Annotated in this window: 21 protein-coding genes and 1 riboswitch; of the genes, 8 read left to right on the top strand and 13 right to left on the bottom strand. The window is 64.3% G+C overall.

The genetic code is table 11. The annotated features are described in order from the left end of the window. Positions 1–124: 124 nt before the first annotated feature. Both BraRD5C2_RS02460 and BraRD5C2_RS02455 read left to right on the top strand, forming a co-directional pair. Complete coding sequence (locus BraRD5C2_RS02460; protein WP_223967198.1) at positions 125–496, top strand: ElaB/YgaM/YqjD family protein; 372 nt, start codon at positions 125–127, stop codon at positions 494–496. Positions 497–614: 118 nt separating this feature from the next. Continuing rightward, positions 615–1064 carry a hypothetical protein gene (locus tag BraRD5C2_RS02455; protein WP_223966604.1) on the top strand — a complete coding sequence of 150 codons (450 nt, stop codon included), beginning with the start codon at positions 615–617 and terminating at the stop codon, positions 1062–1064. 195 nt (positions 1065–1259) lie between these two features. Here BraRD5C2_RS02455 and BraRD5C2_RS02450 read toward each other — a convergent pair whose 3' ends face one another. From BraRD5C2_RS02450 to crcB, 7 genes are all read right to left on the bottom strand, one after another. Next, positions 1260–1652, bottom strand: coding sequence for a hypothetical protein (locus BraRD5C2_RS02450; RefSeq protein WP_223966602.1), 393 nt, complete (start codon positions 1650–1652; stop codon positions 1260–1262). A 339-nt stretch (positions 1653–1991) separates the two neighbouring features. Further along, a complete protein-coding gene (locus BraRD5C2_RS02445; RefSeq protein WP_176528905.1) occupies positions 1992–2165 on the bottom strand; it encodes a hypothetical protein in 174 nt (57 codons plus the stop codon). 115 nt (positions 2166–2280) lie between these two features. Beyond that, the gene (locus tag BraRD5C2_RS02440; RefSeq protein ID WP_223966600.1) at positions 2281–2460 is read right to left on the bottom strand and encodes a hypothetical protein; all 180 of its coding nucleotides are present in this window, start codon (positions 2458–2460) and stop codon (positions 2281–2283) included. Positions 2461–2541: 81 nt separating this feature from the next. Then, positions 2542–3468, bottom strand: a complete 927-nt coding sequence (locus tag BraRD5C2_RS02435) for a DMT family transporter (protein ID WP_223966598.1) — start codon at positions 3466–3468, stop codon at positions 2542–2544. A 78-nt stretch (positions 3469–3546) separates the two neighbouring features. Then, complete coding sequence (locus BraRD5C2_RS02430; RefSeq protein WP_223966596.1) at positions 3547–4227, bottom strand: transglutaminase-like domain-containing protein; 681 nt, start codon at positions 4225–4227, stop codon at positions 3547–3549. Between the two features lie 134 nt (positions 4228–4361). Then, on the bottom strand, positions 4362–4586 hold the full coding sequence (locus BraRD5C2_RS02425) for a hypothetical protein (protein ID WP_223966594.1): 225 nt from the start codon (positions 4584–4586) through the stop codon (positions 4362–4364). 336 nt (positions 4587–4922) lie between these two features. Beyond that, positions 4923–5309: a fluoride efflux transporter CrcB gene (gene crcB / locus BraRD5C2_RS02420; RefSeq protein ID WP_223966592.1), complete on the bottom strand. Its 387-nt coding sequence runs from the start codon at positions 5307–5309 to the stop codon at positions 4923–4925. Between the two features lie 324 nt (positions 5310–5633). Beyond that, positions 5634–5694: riboswitch (Fluoride riboswitch) on the bottom strand. Between the two features lie 151 nt (positions 5695–5845). Here crcB and BraRD5C2_RS02415 point away from each other — a divergent pair. Next, complete coding sequence (locus BraRD5C2_RS02415; protein ID WP_223966590.1) at positions 5846–6628, top strand: energy transducer TonB family protein; 783 nt, start codon at positions 5846–5848, stop codon at positions 6626–6628. Positions 6629–6685: 57 nt separating this feature from the next. On the opposite strand, the gene BraRD5C2_RS02410 is transcribed toward BraRD5C2_RS02415, so the two are convergent. Beyond that, positions 6686–6880, bottom strand: a complete 195-nt coding sequence (locus BraRD5C2_RS02410; protein WP_223966588.1) for a hypothetical protein — start codon at positions 6878–6880, stop codon at positions 6686–6688. 320 nt (positions 6881–7200) lie between these two features. On the opposite strand from BraRD5C2_RS02410, the gene BraRD5C2_RS02405 reads away from it, so the two are divergent. Further along, entirely contained in the window at positions 7201–7443 is a 243-nt protein-coding gene (locus tag BraRD5C2_RS02405; RefSeq protein WP_223966586.1) for a hypothetical protein, read from the top strand. 26 nt (positions 7444–7469) lie between these two features. Here the strand turns inward: BraRD5C2_RS02405 and BraRD5C2_RS02400 are convergent, their stop codons facing one another. The 3 genes from BraRD5C2_RS02400 to BraRD5C2_RS02390 form a co-directional block, all read right to left on the bottom strand. Next, positions 7470–7610 carry a hypothetical protein gene (locus tag BraRD5C2_RS02400; protein ID WP_223966584.1) on the bottom strand — a complete coding sequence of 47 codons (141 nt, stop codon included), beginning with the start codon at positions 7608–7610 and terminating at the stop codon, positions 7470–7472. A gap of 60 nt (positions 7611–7670) precedes the next feature. Continuing rightward, a complete protein-coding gene (locus BraRD5C2_RS02395) occupies positions 7671–8552 on the bottom strand; it encodes a DMT family transporter (protein WP_223966582.1) in 882 nt (293 codons plus the stop codon). Between the two features lie 84 nt (positions 8553–8636). Beyond that, positions 8637–9362 (bottom strand): TetR/AcrR family transcriptional regulator, encoded by a 726-nt coding sequence (locus BraRD5C2_RS02390; RefSeq protein ID WP_223966580.1) that lies wholly within the window; start codon positions 9360–9362, stop codon positions 8637–8639. A 113-nt stretch (positions 9363–9475) separates the two neighbouring features. Here BraRD5C2_RS02390 and BraRD5C2_RS02385 point away from each other — a divergent pair, with 113 nt between their 5' ends. Further along, positions 9476–10687, top strand: coding sequence for a cytochrome P450 (locus BraRD5C2_RS02385; RefSeq protein ID WP_223966578.1), 1212 nt, complete (start codon positions 9476–9478; stop codon positions 10685–10687). A 101-nt stretch (positions 10688–10788) separates the two neighbouring features. On the opposite strand, the gene BraRD5C2_RS02380 is transcribed toward BraRD5C2_RS02385, so the two are convergent. Beyond that, positions 10789–11601 (bottom strand): response regulator, encoded by an 813-nt coding sequence (locus tag BraRD5C2_RS02380; RefSeq protein ID WP_223966576.1) that lies wholly within the window; start codon positions 11599–11601, stop codon positions 10789–10791. Positions 11602–11867: 266 nt separating this feature from the next. On the opposite strand from BraRD5C2_RS02380, the gene BraRD5C2_RS02375 reads away from it, so the two are divergent. From BraRD5C2_RS02375 to BraRD5C2_RS02365, 3 genes are all read left to right on the top strand, one after another. Beyond that, positions 11868–12071, top strand: a complete 204-nt coding sequence (locus BraRD5C2_RS02375; RefSeq protein WP_021076337.1) for a NepR family anti-sigma factor — start codon at positions 11868–11870, stop codon at positions 12069–12071. Continuing rightward, positions 12071–12619 (top strand): sigma-70 family RNA polymerase sigma factor, encoded by a 549-nt coding sequence (locus tag BraRD5C2_RS02370; RefSeq protein WP_016847265.1) that lies wholly within the window; start codon positions 12071–12073, stop codon positions 12617–12619. The genes BraRD5C2_RS02375 and BraRD5C2_RS02370 overlap by 1 nt, the downstream gene beginning before the upstream one ends. An 80-nt stretch (positions 12620–12699) precedes the next feature. Then, the gene (locus BraRD5C2_RS02365) at positions 12700–13110 is read left to right on the top strand and encodes a YdeI/OmpD-associated family protein (protein ID WP_223966573.1); all 411 of its coding nucleotides are present in this window, start codon (positions 12700–12702) and stop codon (positions 13108–13110) included. An 80-nt stretch (positions 13111–13190) separates the two neighbouring features. On the opposite strand, the gene BraRD5C2_RS02360 is transcribed toward BraRD5C2_RS02365, so the two are convergent. Then, the gene (locus BraRD5C2_RS02360) at positions 13191–16100 is read right to left on the bottom strand and encodes an EAL domain-containing protein (protein WP_223966571.1); all 2910 of its coding nucleotides are present in this window, start codon (positions 16098–16100) and stop codon (positions 13191–13193) included. Positions 16101–16276: the final 176 nt, after the last annotated feature.

Here is a 16276-nt window from a genome sequence, read left to right as displayed (position 1 = left end):
AAGCGAAGTGGGCACCGGTTCGCGTGAAGAAAACGCGTCGAACAACAAAGCCCGGTTTCGCATCTGGAACCTTGCGCGATGCGGAGCGTTTTTCTCCAGACTCACAGTTCTCCGGGAGCTTTCGATGTCGAGCACGGACAGCGCATTTGGGATCAAGAACATGACCGACAAAGCGACCTACGAACGCCTCGAAAAGGATGTCACTGCCGTGAAGAACGATATTGCAGCCCTCACTGAACAGATCACCGACGCGCTCAACTCGTTTGCCAACAACGCAGGCAAGCAGGCCCGCCGCCACTACAAGGATGCGCGCGCCAACGCCGAATCGACGCTCGACGACATGTCGGAGCGCGGCAGCGCAATGATGGGCGCGGCGCAGGATGCGGCATCCTCGATCGAAGAATCGCTGGAAGAGGTGATCACACAGCGTCCGCTGGCGACCGTCGGCCTTGCGCTCGGCCTCGGCTTTTTGATCGGCCTCACTTGGCGGCGCTAGGTGATGCGCAAACCACCGCTCTGGACGCGATGGCAGCGCTGGCGCGCCGCCGCCTCGTTTGTCGATGCGCTCTTCAAGGCAAGGCTCAAGGCAGGGCTTTTCAGGACAAGGCTGGTCAATGCTTCAGCGGCTGATCGATGACGTCAAGCAATCCACCGGCAGCGCGCTGCGGCTGACATCGCTTGCGGCCGCCGCCGCTGTGGCGCTGTTCGTCACCATCGCCTTCCTGTGCGCCGCCGCCTTCGTCTATGTGCTGCAGCACTATGGTCCGGTGGAGGCGTGCCTGGCCGGCGCCGCGGTGTTCCTGGTCGTCACACTGATCGCCATTGCCGTTTACATGGTGCGCAAGCGCGAGATGCAGAGGCGCGCCGAGAAGGCGGCAAAGGCCGCGAAATCCGCCGCGGCGACGATGTTCGCCGACCCCGCGTTGATCGCCACCGGCCTGCAGATCGTGCGCGCCATCGGCGTCAAGCGGCTGATCCCGATCCTCGCGGTCGGCGGCCTCGCGCTCGGCCTGATGGCAAGCCGCAGCGCCGCCGGCAGCGACGAGGTGGAAGAAGAGGAATAGCGTTCTCCCTCGGACGCGAAGCCAGCACCGCCCAACCGTCGTCATCGCCCGGCTCGACCGGGCGATCCAGTATTCCAGAGACGATTGTGCTTGAGCCGTTGGGCCGCGGCGTGCTGGATCGCCCAGTCCATGTGCGCAATTGCGCACAGGCCGGGCGATGACAGCGTTACTTGTTGAGATCGCAGCGCGCCCTTCTCAGGTCACGCAGCGGCCGGGCTGCAGCAGCTTGGCCACTTCGGTCAGGACGCTAACCACGGGCTCGCAAGCCACCTTGCGGGTGTCGCCGGGCCGCGCCCGCGCAGGCGCCGCGGGGTGATTGCGGGCCTCTTCCCGCGCCGCGGGAACGCGGACCAGGACCGACGTATCGGGAAGCCGATCGACCTTCAGCGCCACCGTCCGGCTCGGCAGGCCGACCATCGGAACCGCGGCACGATCGGTCTTGGCGGCTCGATTGACCGCGCTCTCCGGCGCCAATTGGGTGGTGACCTGCTGCCCGCCAATGAGATCGTGACCGGATGCGAGCTGGACCGCGCCAAGCGTCAGTCCAGCCGCCAACGCAGCGAAAATTCCCTTTTGAATCTTTGACATGGTGATGTCCCTCGCCCCATGGAAATTCCCGTTGGCGATCACGGACACAACGCGAGCGAAACCTGTGGGGTTCTCGCGTCCGGCCATCACTTAACCGTGTACGAAAAAATTTTGATTCGCGCGGAACGAGTTCGGGGGTCTGCGAGTCATTGGAAGAGCCGGTTATTCCCCCTGCCCCATTGACCGGCGACGTAGGGCGCGACCGTGGTGATGCCGGTCGCGCCCTGCTCTTTTTTTGGCCGTGCGCAAGCGATGCGTCAGCTAGCCTGTCACTCACCTCTCGCATTGGAAGTCACGCAAGAGGACTGGTCCCTCCGCCAAGCGAGAGGACCGTCTGCTTCAGGCATTGTCGTTTGATGGCATGTCTTGGGATCGAACGACCGTCACTTCACGGCATGACAGGCAACGACCGACATGAAACTTGATTCCGGTTGTCTGGTCGTCGACGAGCATCAATTCACTCAAGGGCTCGCCGCATTTGCAAGTGACCGTTTTCTTATCGGCAAAATACATCTGAGGTCCTCCATAAGCCTGGAGATTTCATTGCGTCATTCGGGCGAACTCGCTTGGGCTCCTTCTCGGTCTGTTGGATCCGGGCAATCCGGACTGTGGGGGTGGCTCCCGGCCGCTATTTTGCGGCGGATCGCTTGCGTGATTCCGCCGCTTCACGCGCCTGCCGCTCGGCCTTGAGGCGGTGGAAGTTGTCGTAGAACGCCTTCTCGTGGGCGAGGTGCTCCTTCATCGCCTGCGACGCGTCTTGCTGGCGCTGCTCGTTACGAACCTTGCGCTGCTGGGGAGTAAGATTCATACGACCTCCAACTAAGTTCTTGAATCAACGCTGGATTCAACGCACGAGGCCGGAAAAGGTTCCCCCAAGAAGGAGCTGGATCTATTTGCGCAGGCTCGCCCAGACGCCGCCGAGGATCAGCAAGCCGCCAACCAGGTGGATCAATTTCGGCGGCTCCCCAAGGATGATCCAGGACAGCAGCGCGCTCGCGATCGGCGCGACATAGAGCACGAGCGACGTCCGCACCGAACCGAACCTTGCGCCGAGCCAGGCGAAGCCGGCATAGGCGATCAGGCCCGGCACAAGGCCGGCGAACACATAGGCCTCGAAAGCCCGGGCGTTGAACACCGCAGCCGGTGTCGACCACATTTCCTGGAGCGCCGGCGGCAGCGAGCACAGCGCGCCGGCCACCGAGAACAGGCTGACCCGCGCCAGCAGCGAAGCGCCTGGCGCGACGCGCGATTGCACCAGCGTGTAGCCGGACCAGCCGAGCATCGCGCACACCACCAGCAGATCGCCCCATGCCGCGCTCGATTGCGTCAGGTTTTCCAGATGGCCGCCCGAGACGATCAACAGCGCGCCGGCGAGGGCCAGCGCCGTGCCGAGCCATTGCAGCGGACCGATATGCTCGATGCCGAGCGCGGCCGAGATCAGCAGCACCATGATCGGCGACAGCGCGAAGATCAGTGCGATATGGATCGCGGTCGTCGTGATGCCCGCGATGTAGACCGGCCCGCCGCACAGGAACATGCCGAGGAAGCCCGCGGCGAGGATCGGCCAGAAATTCTGCACCAGCGGGATCTTGCCGTCCCTGATCGCCGCGATCGCGAACGGCGCAAGCCCAATTGCGATGATGCTCCAGCGGAAGAAGGCCAGCGAGAATGGCGGCACCGAGCCGGCAAGGCCGCGTGCCAACACCTGGTTGGAGGCCTGCCCGACCGCGACCAGGATGAAGCCGGTCAGCGCGACCGCGTCCTCCCAGCCTGTGGCCGGGCGGCCGACCTGACCTTTCGGCAGCTCCGCATCCATGACACCGCCCCCTCAGCCGGCGCACGCTCACCCGAAACGGCTTCCGTCAGCGCGCCGCTTGCCGCAGCACGCCGCCCGCTATTGCTCCGCCGCCTCGCGCTCCATGTCGCGGCCGGACATGTCCTCGCCCTGCATGTTGGCGTATTCGCGCGCCATCTCGCGCATCAGGAATTTGGCGGGGACGTCGTGATAGGTGCCGTGGTCGTTGACATACTGCATGTAGGCGCGCCCCGCGCCGTCGAACGGATGCAGCAGCGCATCCGAATGACCGTCGAAATCGAGCGGCTTGACGCCGAGCTTGGCACACAGCGTGTCGTTGAAGGTCGGGGTCGCCTTGCGCCAGGCGCCGTCGACGAACACTTCGGTGAAGCCGTGCCAGGTGAACAGGTCCGAACCCATGCTCTGGCGCAGCTTCTCGGTGGTGAGGTGGTTGCGGACATCGGCAAAGCCGACCCGGGCCGGGATGCCGTGGACCCGGCAGGCCGCGGCATAGAGCGCCGCCTTGCCGACGCAATAGCCATTGCCGGCGGCGAGCACGCTGGAGGCCCGATAGCTCTCCGGCGAACGCATGCTGACATAGGGGTTGTAGCGGATGCCGTCGCGCACCGCGGTGTAGAGCCGGCTCGCCGTATCACGCGCGCCGGCGCCGGGTGGGACGGCGGCGCGGGCGAACGCCTCGACGGCAGGATGGTCGCTGTCGACATATTCGCCGGGGTCGGTGTAGAGGCGGCTGATCGTATCGGGGAGATGCTCGGTCATGGCGCAACCTTAGCAAGCCATGTGCGCAGTTCAATGCAGCAGGCGCGGCGCTTCTCGCAGCCCTGCTCCGCTAGATTTCCAGCTTTGACGCGTTTTCTTGACGCGAACCGGTGCCCACTTCGCTTGAAAACGCTCTAGTTCTCGAAGTGTTCGTCCAACCGCGGCGGCGGCTGGTAGCTGCGCCGCTTCGCCTTGAAATATTCGCGTGCAAAATGGATACCGAACCCGATCAGGAACGGCGGCGCGAGCGCGGCGGCGATCATCAGCGCGGTGATCGACTTCGGCGTCAGGATGTCCAGCACCATCGACGCCAGCAGCCACAGCGTGGCAGCAATCACCGCGACGTCGACATGCTTCATTCCCCGGTCTCTCCCTTGGTCCCTGACCTCGATCCGGGTTCCATTCTACCGGCTGACCCCGGGCGCGCCAAGGATTCCGGCGGCAGGCGATACCTCCAGCCCTTCACTTTTTTGGAACGGCGCCCGCGCGGACCAGACGACGAACCCGCACGCCGGCCGCCATCACGTTCGTCTATTCGACCCGTCATCCCCGCGCAAAGGCTTCGCCTTTGTCGCTGGAGGTGCGAGCGAAGCGAGCCTCGAAGGGTCGACGGCCACCAGCCGGGCCGGGCATCATTCGAGACGCGCGTTCCGCGCTCCTCAGGATGACGGAAAGGGAAGCGCGTTGTTGGCGGACTAAGCCGCGAACGCCCGCACCAACAGCAGGCCGCCGAACAGCGCGAGGATCGAGAGCGCGACGGAGGCCGCGATGTAGGCAGCGGCCGGCCATAGCTCGCCCCGCTGCATCAGCACGATCGCATCGAGCGAAAAGGTCGAGAAGGTGGTGAAGCCGCCGCAGATGCCGACGGTAAGAAACACCCGCACCGCCTGGCTGACGTTCCAGCTCAGTGCGAAGGACTCCGCGAAGACGCCGATCAGGAACGAGCCCACGATATTGATCACCAGCGTGCCCCAGGGAAATTCGGTGCCGACCAGGCGCCCCGCGCCGATCGCCACCAGATAGCGCGCGACCGATCCCAGCGAACCGCCGATCGCGACCGCCGCCAACAATTGAACGTTCAATGTCTCACCCTTCCCGAGCACGATGACTCGTCATCGTGCTCTGTTGCTTGTTTGGGCATGATCCTCTGTCGGAAAACCGGTGCCCACTTTTCCGGATCATGCCTCGCCACTCGGCGATGCCTGTCACAAGCCCAACAACGAAGGTCGCGGCGACCAGCTCGCCCGGGGCGCCGACCAACAGGGCGACGACACCGACGAGCCAGATCGACCCGACCAGCGACAATGCGATTGAGAGTGAACCAGGAAGACCCATCTGCTCTGCCCCTTCTCGTTCGCGGGGGCGCAGTGGGTCGGCGGTGGCGCATGCTCCTACCGACGCTGTCGCGCCCGGTAGGAGTCATCAGCCTTGCGGCGGTTATCGGGGGACTCCATCCCCATCAACGAGAGGGATGCTACGGTGCGTGGCGAATACGGGCAAGCCGATTTCGCAGGCAGGCATTGACGGATCTCCACCGCATAGCGAGCTACGCGCCTTGCAATCAACCGAAGCGCGAATAGAGTGCCTTGGTAGATTGTGAAGTTGGATCAGCACCTGGATGTTACGACACGTCGCTGTTTGCATTGCCTTGCTCGTCATTGCCACACTTCCCACAATCGCAGAGGAATACGGCGCTGAGACGCGGCAACTCGGTTCGGTCGAGGCATGGAAGCGGGACGTCAGTGTTCGTCTTACCCAGGCTCGGCGCTACCCGGCAGCATTGACGCCCGGCCAGGAGGGCACCGCCAAAGTTGCCTTCAGGATCGATCGCGCAGGTCACCTCATGGCGAGCTGGCTCATCGAGGCCAGCGGTATCCCGGCCATCGATGCAGAGGCATTGGCTATCGTTGAACGCGCTCAGCCCTTTGCCGCGCTGCCTGCGGAGGTGCCGGACGATTCGGCCGTCCTGACCGTCCCATTCCATTTTGGAGCTATGGGCCCTTCCTTCGTAGAGGGCGACTTCCCCGAAAGCTGGAAAAGGCAGGTCTACGCTCGCTTGACTGGCGCTGTTGAGGACGCCAAACGCCGATTGGCACGGATGTCGGACACCAAGCGCCAATCAATTCGGATACCGGACGATGCCTACACCGTCAAAGTCGGCATCTCGCTTGATCGCGGCGGCAAGCTGGTGACGAGCTGGCTTGTGGAGAATGGCCGCGTCCCGGCGCTCGATGCCGAAGCATTGGCGATCGTTAGACGGGCTGAGCCCTACCCACCGCCCCCTGTCGACACGAAGGGCCAGGACTTCCAATTGGTTCTGCCGATCACTTTCAATGCTGTCATGCCGTGGGACGACCCTGGCCTAAAGGCAAAGCTGAATTCCGTCTGTCGCGGTTGCTGAGCGGCCTGTCCGACGCGGCGGGAGCCGATGGTCCATCCCGCCGCGCCGGGGCCGTTCTCACTCATTCATCGCCAGCATCGCGTTCAGCTCGACGGCGGTGCGCAACTGCTCAATGCGCGCGGCAATCTGTTCGCGCTTGACGCCGCGCGGCAACTCCACGAGCTGGCGCTCGAGCCGCAATCGGTGCTCGTCTAGGCGCTGCTCGAACGTATGGGGTTCAGACCTCTTCCGCTTCTGAATCGTCTTCTGCATCACTCACCCTTGGCGGTTGCAGACCGGGACTATTGGCCCAGCGGTCCAGTTGATCGATGACCTGTGCGTGGCTCGGACGCCGCGGTCTCGGGGCTTCCGGTTCCTCGGACAACTTGCGGGGCAGCTTGACGTGGTTGGTCATGGCATCACTCCCGCTAGACAACGGGAAGGCAGCCGGATCGTTCCTTATTTTTTCTCGTAAGCCATTGATTTTGTTTGATTAACTTACTCAATCGACATTTTTGTCTCAAGCTGTGGAACCCACCGCGACTTGGCTCGTTTAGCAAATTACTCAACTAACTAATTCTGGGCGATTTGCGATGAATGAGCTTCGCGCTGAACGTCTTCAAGTCATGCTCTCTCCCGAAGAATTATCGGCCCTCGACGATTTCCGCTTCAAGCACCGGATGCCGACTCGCGCCGCTGCGGTCCGCGAGCTGCTCAAGCTCGGTCTCGCCAGCACCGGCGTCGATGGAGGCGCCGGGGTGAAGTCGAGCGAGTATGGGGTGTTTAACCGGGGGCCCGATGGGCACACCCAAGGGGACGCGCCGCAGGAGGAGTGACGGCGCGTTGGCGCTGCTGCGGCGGTTCAGCCGGCGACGAAGAGGTCGACAATCGCTTTCAGCGTGCAGACCACGAGTGCCGAGGTGAACATCGCCGTGCCGAGATCTGCGAGATAAAGCAGCTGCGCCTTCTGCTCCGCATCAAGCCGCGCGATCGCCTTGCGCATGGCCAAGCTCCCTTTTCAGGAGAACGCGTCGCGTGAACGTCGGTTCCCTCGACCGGCAACTCATGCCCGCTGCAGCGCCAGCGTCACGCCGCCGAGCGTCAGCGCCATCGCGCCGATCTCACGCAGGCCCAAGGGCTCGCCGAGGATGATCGCGGCCGAAATCACGCCGATGACCGGCACCAGCAGCATGCCGGTCGACGCCGACGTCGGCGGCAGGCGGCGCAGCGTCTCGAACCAGGTGAGATAGCAGATGCCCATCGGCATCAGCGTCATGTAGGCGAAGCAGCCGAGGCCGAACGGCGTGATGGCGGCATAGTTCGGGTGCTCGAACAGAACGCCGAGCAGCAGCATCACGAGACAGCCGATGCCGACCTGCCAGGCGACCACCGCGAGCGGCGGCATCGGCAGCGGCTTGCGGTTCAGCACGTTGCCGAGCGCGAACAGGATGGCGCAGGCGAGCGCCAGCGCAATGCCGGTGAGCTTGTCGGCGCTGAACGCAAAACCGTTGCCGCCGAGCAGGAGCGCGACACCGGCGACGCCGAGCACCAGCGCCGCGAGGTCGCGCAGCGTCGGGCGGCTGTGCAGCACCGGCCAGGCGAACAGCATCGCCCAGATCGGCATCGTGTAGGCGAGCAGCGCGCCCTCGCCGACCGTGACGAATTTCATCGCGATGGTGCCAAAGCCCATCCAGGCGAAGACATTGGTGAAGGAAGCGAACAACAGCCGCGGGACCGCCTCGCGCGGCACCGCGAGTGACTGGCCGCGGGCCAGCGCCAGCGTGCCCAGGATCACCGCCGCGCAGGTGCCGGCAAGCCCGCGGGCGAACAGCGGCGGCCATTGCTGCAGCAACAGCTTCATCAGCGGCCAGTTCAGGGCCCAGCCGAAAGCCGTCACCACCAGGCAGAGAGAGCCGATCGTTCGGTCGCGTTGTGTCTTATCCATCGGCCGCGCTTAGCAGGCGGAGGCAGGCGATTCCACATCGCAGCGCGCATGCCGCATCAGCGTGGACCTTCGGATACCATTCCGTCAGGCAAAGGTGCCGATCGAGACCCGCGGCCAGCCCTCGCTTTTCCGCGCGGCGGCAAGCTTGCTGGTCCAGGCATCGATCAGGCTTGCGATCAGGAGACGGCCGGTGCCGCGCATGTCGGGCAGTTTCATGGTCGGCGTGCCGAGCGTCAGCGCGACCACGCCGTGCACGGCCGCAAGCAGCGCGGTCGCGAGCCGCGGCGGCAGGCCGGATGCCGGCTCGGCGCCCTGTGCCGCGAGAAATTCCCGCACCGAGATCACGAACAGCTCGTAGCTGCGGCGCGCGATCTCGGTCTCGCCGAAATAGACGCCGTCGGGAAAGCGGCGGTCCTCGACCGTGCCGGACATCGAGAACAGGGAACGGAAGTGATCGGGATTGTCGGCCCAGTAGTCGAGATAGGTTTCCATCACCCGCCGCAGCCGCGCGTCGCTGTCGGCGGTCTGCGCGCGGACCCGTTCGAGCTGCTCGGCAACCGCTTCGAGATTCTGCTGCTTCACCGCGAGCAGCAGCAGCAGCTTGGTCGGATAGTATTTGAGGACGGTGCCCTTCGAATAGCTGATCGCGTCGGCGATCTTCTGGATCGAGACGGTCTCGAGCGTGCCGGCGGCGAACTCCTTGCGCGCGGTCTCGAGGATCAACGCCTTCAGCGCCTCCTTGTCGGCCTCCTGACGCGCCCTGCGCTGAAAGCGCCGCGCCCCCTTGCTGGATCGCTCCTCGATCGACATTGCCGTCTCCTACGGCCTTTTCCGCTCCGATGGAATCGAAACGAGGCTCCCCCTTGCCTTACTCCAGTTAATTGACTATGGTCAATTAATTGATCACAAGACGGGAGGATGCAATGAGCGCCCTTGCGAGCCCCCTCGCCGACGAAATTGTCCGCAGCGATTTCGATCCGTTCAGCCCGGCGACGCGGGCCGATCCCTACGGCGCCTATGCGGAGCTGCGCGCCGCGGCGCCGGTCGTCCGCCTGACCAAATATGACATCTGGGCGGTGCCGCGCTTCGCCGAGGTCAAGGCGATCTTCGGAGACCATGTCAATTTCAGCAACGCCGGCGGCGCCGGACTTGCGAATCATTTCAAGGACAAGCCGTGGCGACCGCCGAGCATCGTGCTGGAAGCCGATCCGCCGCTGCACACCCGAACCCGTGCGGTGCTGGCGCGGATACTCTCGCCGGGCGCGATGCGGCGGCTCGCGGATGATTTCAAGGCGACGGCGACGCGGCTGATCGACGGGCTGGTCGAACGCGGATCGTTCGATGCGATCAAGGACATCGCCGAGGTGTTTCCGGTCAGCGTGTTTCCCGACGCGCTCGGCATCGACCAGGAGGGCCGCGAGAACTTTCTGACCTATGGCGCGATGGTGTTCGCCGGCTTCGGGCCCGAGAACGACTATTTCCGCGACCTGATGAAAGAGGCGCCGCGCGTGCTGCCCTGGGTGGCGGCGCGCTGTCAGCGCGAGGCGCTGCGGCCGGGCAGCTTTGGCGCGCAGGTCTACGAGGCGGCCGACACCGGCGAGATCAGCGCCGAGGAAGCGCCGCTGCTGGTGCGTTCGCTGCTCTCGGCCGGGCTCGACACCACGATCAGCGCGATCGGTATGGCGCTGTACACGCTCGCGCGCCATCCGGAGCAATGGGCATTGCTCGCAGCCGACCCGTCGCTGTCGCGCGCGGCGTTCGACGAGACGCTGCGCTTCGATTCACCGGCGCCGTTCGTGTTCCGCACCTCGCCGCACGACACCGAAATTGCAGGCGCTGCGATCAGCAAGCACGAGAAGGTGCTGCTGCTGCTCGCCTCCGCCAACCGCGACGCGACGCGCTGGGAGCATCCCGACCAGTTCGACGTCAGACGGCGGCTGTCCGGACACATGGGCTTCGGTGTCGGCATCCACGGCTGTGTCGGGCAGATGGTGGCGCGGCTGGAGGCGGAGGCCGTGATCGCAGCGCTCGCCAGCCGCGTGAAACAGTTCGACATTGCCGGGCCAGTTGCCTTCCGCGACAGCTCCGGCCTGCGGGCGCTCAGCACGATGCCGGTCCGCGTCGTCAGCAAATAGCTTCGACATCGCGCACCACGCTCGGGAAACCTTCCCCAAGAAAAAACCGGCGTACCTTTCGGTACGCCGGCTTGCATTTTGCCCTCTTGCGTAAACTCAGTTCATGCCGACGCCGCGCGCGGCGTGCGGTTGCGCGAGTTGCGCTGGAAGAACAGCGCCTGGCTCGCCACCGCCGACACCATCGCCGGCTGGAACGGCTTCGAGATCAGGAACGCCGGCTCCGGCCGCTCGCCGGTCAGGAAGCGCTCGGGATAGGCCGTGATGAACACCACCGGCACCTCGAATGTGCGCAGCAGCTCGTTGACCGCATCGAGGCCCGACGAGCCATCGGCGAGCTGAATGTCGGCGAGGATCAGGCCGGGCTTCTTGTTCTTGGCGAGCGCCACCGCATCGGAGTGCGTGCGCGCAACGCCGATGACGTTGTGGCCGAGATTCTTCACCAGGCTCTCGAGGTCCATGGCGATGAAGGTCTCGTCCTCGATGATCAGGACATCGGTGGCGATCTCGGCGGCCATCTCGCGGCCGGCGGCATCCGTCAGCTTGCGCGTCTCGGCAACGTCGGTGCCGAGAATGTAGCCGACCTCCTCCTCCGAAAAGCCTTCCAGCGACAACAGCAGGAAGGCCTGCCGAGGCAGCGGCGTGATGTTGGAGAGTCGCCGCTCCGGCGGCAGCGAGAGCGTCGCCACGTCTTCATTGTCGTTGTTGTTCACCGACACCGAATTCCAGATCTGGGTGAACAGCCGAAACAGCCCGGCGCGCGGACCGTGGCTCTGGTCCAGCAATGATCCGTCCTGCAACAGGGCCTCGAGCATGGCCCCGACATAGGCGTCCCCCGACGCCTGGTTTCCGGTCAGCGCGCGCGCATAACGGCGCAACAGCGGAAGGTGTTCGGCAACGATCTGTGATCGGGACATTCCCACTCCATCCTTGTTCGTGAGGCCAACCGGCCTGAAACCCGTACTCTGGGGCGGCGTACCAATATGGGGCGCCCCCGGTTCCCCTGCATGCCCGACTACGCGTGAGCGCCGGAAAAGTTCCACGAAATAGTTCCAGCCTTCCGGAACTTTCTGCGCAACTTTGCATTAGCTCCTGACCGACGAGGCAACGCGGCCAGCCTCTTTTTTCGAGGAATCGACTTGAAAATCAGAGACTTAACTCCCGGGGAAGCGTGGATCAGATCATGAAGGAAGTAAAGAAGCAGGGCGGTCTCAACGCCGAGATTCAATCGAGAATCGGCCACCAGCTTCGCGCCATGTACGACGACGTGGTGCGGCAGGGGGTGCCCGACCGCTTTGCGGAGCTGATCCGCAAACTCGACGGACCCGAGGCCGCCGCGGCGGCCGTGGCCGGGGGCGATCCTGACAAGAACAATGGAGGGGACTAATGCCTCTCACCAATGAACTTCGCGACGACATCCTGGCGTCGGTCCCGAGCCTGCGCGCGTTCGCGATCTCGCTGTCCGGCAATGGCGACCGCGCCGACGATCTGGTGCAGGAGACCCTGCTGCGCGCGATCGCCAATATCGACTCGTTCCAGCCCGGCTCGAACTTGCCCGCGTGGTTGTTCACCATCCTGCGCAACCTGTTTCGCTCCGACTACCGGAAGCGGCGGCGCGAGGTGGAGGATGCCGAGGGCAATTATGCCAAGACGCTGAAGAGCCAGCCGTCGCAGGCCGCGCATCTGGAGTTCGAGGAATTCCGCGCGGCGCTCGAAAAGCTACCGCAGGACCAGCGCGAAGCGTTGATCCTGGTTGGTGCCTCCGGCTTCTCCTACGAGGATGCCGCGGCGATCTGCGGCTGCGCGGTCGGCACCATCAAGAGCCGCGTCAACCGCGCGCGCTCGAAGCTCTCCGCGCTGCTCTATGTCGACAGCGCCGAGGATTTCGGCCCCGACAACACCGTGCGCGCCGTGATCGGCGGCAATGGCGGATAGCCAAGCGAAGCTAGAGTGGAAGGGCGGCCCGCTGGGCCGCCTTTTTCATTCGGCGATGATCGATCTCGGTGTCGCGCAGCATGACCAGGAAGATGTTTGAAGCCACCATCGTCCTGGAAGGCGGCGCCTGCTTCATACCGCTGACGTTCGATCCGAAGCTCGTGTTCGGGAAGATTTGCGCGCCGGTCCTCGTCACGCTGAACGGCTACAACTATCGAAGCACCATCGCCTCGATGGGCGGGCAGGCCTGCATTCCCTTGCGAAAGAGCAACCGCGAGGCGGCAGGTCTCAAGGGCGGCGAGACATTGCAGGTCACGCTCGAGCTCGATGCCGAAAAGCGAACTGTCGACATCCCGCCCGACCTCGACAAGGCGCTCACCCCGGCTGCGCGAGCCCGCTGGGATCAGCTCAGCTACACGCACCAGCGAGAATACGTCGAGGCGATCAACGAAGCCAGGAAGCCGGAGACGCGCGCACGCCGCATCGAGTAGACCGTCGCCCGTCTCGATCGACCATCGTCAGACTAGAGCGTTGTCCGCGATCTCCGTCGCATTGCGCGACGGCCGCACCATCAGCCGGCCATCGCCTGCTGGACGGCAGCGGGCTTGAAGCCGTTTCTCAATTCGAGGATCTTGCCCGCGATCTCGGTGACCGGGACCGGATGACTGAACAGGAAGCCCTGGGCCTCGTTGCAGCCTTCGGCCCGCATGTGGTCCAGCTGCTCGACGGTCTCGATGCCTTCCGCGATCGTGGTCATGCCAAGGCTTCTGCCAAGGCTGATGACGGCGCGCACGATCGATTTCGATCCATGCGTCGCGGTCAAGTCGCGCACGAAGGATTTGTCGATCTTGAGCTTGTCGAACGGAAAACTGCGCAAATAGCTCAGCGACGAATAGCCGGTGCCGAAATCGTCCAGCGCGATGCGCAGTCCCAGCGCCTTCAGCTTGTGCAGCGTTGCAAGCGTCTCGCTACTGTTCGCGAGGAAGACGGATTCGGTGATTTCGAGCTCCAGCCGACGCGGCGACAATTTTGACGCCGTAAGCGCGTTGACGGCGACGTCGATGAAGTCGGGATCGCGAAACTGGACCGCCGAGACGTTGACCGCGAGCTTCATCTCGGTAGGCCAGGTGACGGCCTGCTCGCAGGCGCGATTGAGTACCCATTCTCCCAACGGGCCGATCAGGCCGATCTCTTCCGCGATCGGGATGAACTGGTCCGGCGGCACCATTCCCCGCTTCGGGTGATGCCAGCGGAGCAACGCCTCGAAGCCGCAGATGCGGTCGAGATGGAGATCGTAAAGCGGCTGGTAGTACAGCGAGAACTCGTCCTTGGCCATCGCTTCGCGGAGATCGAGCTCGATTGCCCGGCGCCGCTGCAGGCTGGCGTCCATCGCGGGCTCGAAGAAGCGCCAGGTGCCCCGGCCTTCCATCTTGGCGCGGTACAGAGCGACGTCGGCGTTCTTCAGGAGCTTCTCTCCGGTGGTGCCGTCGACCGGCGACATCGAGATGCCGACGCTGCATCCGACCACGACGCGATGCCCGTTCAGCTCGTACGGAGCGCCGACGCATTCCACGATGCGGCGAGCGAGGCGCTCGGCCTCCTCGCCTCCCTGGACGCCACACTGAATGACCGCGAACTCGTCGCCGCCCAGGCGCGCGACGGTGTCGACCTCGCGGACGCAGGCGTTGAGGCGGTCGGCGACCGCACACAGCAGTTCGTCGCCGACCGGATGCCCGAGCGTATCGTTGACCTGCTTGAAATTATCGAGATCGAGGCAGAACACGGCGAAGCCGGATCCGCGGCCGACCTGAGCGACCGCCAGCTCGATACGTTCCGCCAGCAGCGTCCGGTTCGGCAGCCTGGTCAAAGCATCGTGCCGGGCCATGAACGCGATCTGCGACTCGGCCCGCTGCTGTTCGGTCACATCCTCGCAGGTGACGAGCCAGCCGCCGTCGGATGTCGGCCGTTGCGCGATGGCAATGATCCGTCCATCGCTGAGATGCTGTAGATAGTTGCCCTCGTGCTGGGCCATCGATCGCTCGCGTTCCGCCAGCAGGTCTTCGACGGTCTGGTCACCGTGATTGCCGGCGGCAACGCTGAGGCCGAGCACGTCCTCCATGGTCATTCCGGGAACGACGAGCTCCGGCGAAATATCGAAGATCTCGCAGAACCTGCGGTTGGCGACCTGCAGCCGCGCCTCGCTGCTGTAGAGGCATAGCCCTTGCGACATGTGCGTGAGCGCCGCGTCGAGCCGCAGATTGGTTTCATGCAGCTCGGCCTTCTGCTGCCTCAACGCGGAGATGTCGCTGTAGACGAGAACGACGCCGCCCTCCTGCGTCTCGCTGCGGCTGACACGCAGCCAGCGCCCGTCGGAAAGCTGCGCCTCGCTCGCGAAGCCATCGAAGTCACCGTCGGCCGGCGCCAGGCTGGGGGCATCGAGCCGATCCGACTGCAGAAGCTGCGGCGAAAGACGGATGAATTCGCTGGCGCGCGAGTTGGCCAGCGCGATCTGGCCATCCGCATCGAGCAGCACGACACCTTCGTGCGACGTTTCGAGCGCATCGGAAAGCCGCGCCTGCGCGGAACGGCGTTGCGACACCTCTTGATCGACCATCCGCCTGATGTTGTCGCGCATGGTTTCCATGGCGGTCAGCAGCGTGCCGAGCTCGTCGGTGCCGCCCTTGGGAACGGTCGCGTCGAGGTCGCCGCCGGCGATGCTCCGCGCGGCCCGCGATGCAATGGCGACGGGCCCGATGATCCGGCGTGCCAACAACCACGAGAACAGCGCCGACAGGAACAGCGCGACGGTCAGCCCGGCGACGTTGAGCTGCAGATCCCGCTTGATCGTCGAGAGCGCCTTTTGCCGGAACAGAAAGCCGTCGCCGGCCGTGTAGTTGACCAGCAGCTCGACCTGCTGGCTGACGATCTTGGAGTAGCGATCGACATCGCCGACCGTCGTCCCCGATGCATGTGGATCAGCCGCCGAATTTCCCTCGACCGACGATCCGATCGCACGGCGATGCAGCGCCATCCAGGCGTCGGCGGCTTCCTGAACCTTTGCCGCGGCTTGCGCGGCCCGCGAGGACTGCGACCGGTCGGCAGCGATCGTCAGGTCTTCCGCCAGCGTCTTGCCTAGCTTTTCAATCTGGCTGTCGAGGCTGGCACGAATTTCCGGATCCGTGGTCAGCAGGCGCTGCGACGACGCGACCCGCATCGAGGCGAAGTCCGCACCGGCCGCGCGGGCGTAATTGATCGACATCAGGGATTCGTCGAACGTCTTGGCCACCAGATCGCCGGCATGGCGGATACCAAGGATGGAGTATCCGCCGAGCGCGACGGCAACGGCGCTCATCGCGAGACAGAAAATCAGAATCTGGGTGCGGATCGAACCCGTGGTCAGGGCAACACGCGACAGGCCGCCGGTCGCGAACCGAAAGGCTGCACCGCTCTTTACCTTGAGATTGCCTAATAGGCTATCCATACCCGCGTTTCGCCGTAGTGCTCGATGTTCAAGCTACGCAGAAACGCGCAGCGCTAGCGGAAAAATGTCTGTCTGCTCAAAATTGCTTTAGTAGTGACTGCAACTCATGCTGAAATCGTTAAGATCAGCTGGCGATAATCACCCTTACAGGTAATCCGGGACGCATCATTTGCACG

The sequence above is a fragment of the Bradyrhizobium sp. RD5-C2 genome, assembly GCF_019972155.1.
Classification (GTDB): domain Bacteria; phylum Pseudomonadota; class Alphaproteobacteria; order Rhizobiales; family Xanthobacteraceae; genus Bradyrhizobium.
This window is presented reverse-complemented; position numbering and strand designations above follow the sequence as displayed.